Source organism: Pseudomonas monteilii NBRC 103158 = DSM 14164, from assembly GCF_000730605.1.
Lineage (GTDB): Bacteria > Pseudomonadota > Gammaproteobacteria > Pseudomonadales > Pseudomonadaceae > Aquipseudomonas > Aquipseudomonas monteilii.
In genome coordinates this window covers 1-1,872 of record NZ_BBIS01000109.1, presented here as the reverse complement: position 1 = coordinate 1,872, position 1,872 = coordinate 1, and the positions used below count along the sequence as shown (strand labels likewise).

At 52.6% G+C, this 1,872-nt stretch carries 3 protein-coding genes; 1 reads left to right on the top strand and 2 read right to left on the bottom strand.

Features of this window, described 5'->3' with window-relative positions:
- Positions 1 to 20: 20 nt before the first annotated feature.
- Positions 21 to 347: a DUF2790 domain-containing protein gene (locus PM2_RS29360; RefSeq protein WP_003253458.1), complete on the top strand. Its 327-nt coding sequence runs from the start codon at positions 21 to 23 to the stop codon at positions 345 to 347.
- A gap of 32 nt (positions 348 to 379) precedes the next feature.
- Here the strand turns inward: PM2_RS29360 and PM2_RS29355 are convergent, their stop codons facing one another.
- Complete coding sequence (locus tag PM2_RS29355) at positions 380 to 730, bottom strand: DUF3147 family protein (RefSeq protein WP_004574646.1); 351 nt, start codon at positions 728 to 730, stop codon at positions 380 to 382.
- A gap of 280 nt (positions 731 to 1,010) precedes the next feature.
- Positions 1,011 to 1,700 (bottom strand): heavy metal response regulator transcription factor, encoded by a 690-nt coding sequence (locus tag PM2_RS29350; RefSeq protein ID WP_004574648.1) that lies wholly within the window; start codon positions 1,698 to 1,700, stop codon positions 1,011 to 1,013.
- Between the last annotated feature and the right edge of the window lie 172 nt (positions 1,701 to 1,872).

Sequence of the window (1,872 nt, the reverse complement as noted above, 5' to 3'; positions counted from 1 at the left end):
TTTTTATTAAGGGACTTTTTATGAACACTACTGTATCAGCGATCGCCGTGTTTATGCTCTTCACATCACTAACAGCCAATGCACAAAGCGGTATGGAAATAAACCAACGCATTGAGCGCTCTGCTAGAGAGGCTACTGCGGATTATGCTCAGCGCGTAAAAAAGCCCATGCCTCAACTTGAAGACTATGCCTACGGCATGGACCTTGACGTTGGTAAGTTAGTGTATGTATCTCCCAGCGTGCGGTACTGCGGTAATGTAAGAAGTATGATGACCTACGAAGACTCGAAAGGCGAGCTGCACATGGTTCGCTACCTAGTGAAGGGCGAGTGCATTAACAGCCGTTAAGACGTATAAAGATGATGCCTGCGGCCGCCGGATCATAGAAGCTCAATGCCGAACCGGCGCAGCAGTATGGCGAAGCCTCCGAAACTGGCTATTGTGATGTCGATGCTGCTGATAAGTGTTGGCCAGAATCCCAGCTTGGGAAGCAGCACTGGAAAATCGATGAACATCGGCAGGGGCGGCAGCACGTACCAGAAAGTGTACCAAGCATGATTGGAGATCTTCTCCATGCTCTGGTTGTCCGGATAGAGCCAGACCAGCGTCAGGACCGTGACCAGCGGCAGGGCGGCGGCGAGCCCGCCCAGCTTGTCACTGCGCTTTGCCAGCTCTGATACGAGAATCACTATTCCGGCAGTGAGTAGGTACCTCGTGATGATCGAAGCCATCGCTGAACCTTCTGGAGATTGTGGACATGGGGAGGCGAAGTCATTCACCCCCCCCTATCGAAGGCCTCCTGCCGTTTACGCCATTCCTCACCGCGTGTCTTCTACGACACCACCCTCAGCCATGAGGGTGATGTGTTGGCTTGCTGATCAACGGCCGATCAGTGCGAGGGCGACGGGACGCTCTCATGGAAAGCTGCCCGCTCAATCTGGATGGTGCAGAGCACAGCCGTTACAGCAATCATGAACATTAGGCTCATGCGGGTAGTCAGTGACATTCGCTTCATTCCGACCCCGAGTCCGGTGCGTCCAACATGTAACCCATTCCCCGAGAGGTGTGGATCAGCTTGAACTCAAAATCATCATCAATCTTTGCTCTGAGCCTTCTGACCGCGACCTCAATAACGTTGGTATCACTGTCGAAGTTCATGTCCCAAACTTGGGATGCAATAAGTGACTTGGGCAGAACCTCACCTCGACGACGAAGCAGCAGTTCGAGCAACGCAAACTCTTTCGCTGTCAGATCTATGCGCTTGCCTCCTCGAATAACCCTACGCTTAAGTAGGTCCACCTCCAGATCAGCCAATTTCATATAGGTTTGTGAGGGCGCACTAGTGCCGCGACGCAACAACGTTCGAACGCGTGCCAGCAGCTCAGGAAAGGCAAAGGGTTTAATCAGATAATCGTCGGCCCCCAGTTCAAGCCCTTTTACTCGGTCCTCAACGCGGTCTCGCGCCGTGAGGAAGAGCACCGGAACATCTTTCCCGGATGCACGCACTTTCTGAAGTACTTCCCAGCCATCCAGCCCAGGCATCATCACATCAAGAATCAGCAGGCCATACGCCTCGCTCAAAGCGTGCTGAAGCGCGTCCTGGCCATTGGTAAAGCGATCAACATTGAACCCCGCCTCAGTGAGTCCTTGCTGCAAATAGATACCTATTTTGGGTTCGTCTTCCGCAACCAGAAGTCTCATGGGGGTGGCTCTCAAATAATTGTGAGGCTGAGTCTGCAACGAAATGCTTCTGCCAACAAGCAACTGACAGAAAAGTAATATTGGCTTCAGGTAGTTGTCAGCGAGCGCTGTCTAGGGTTCAAACATGAGTACGCCCTGGTGCTCGACCGACTCTTCAGAATGAAACCTAAGG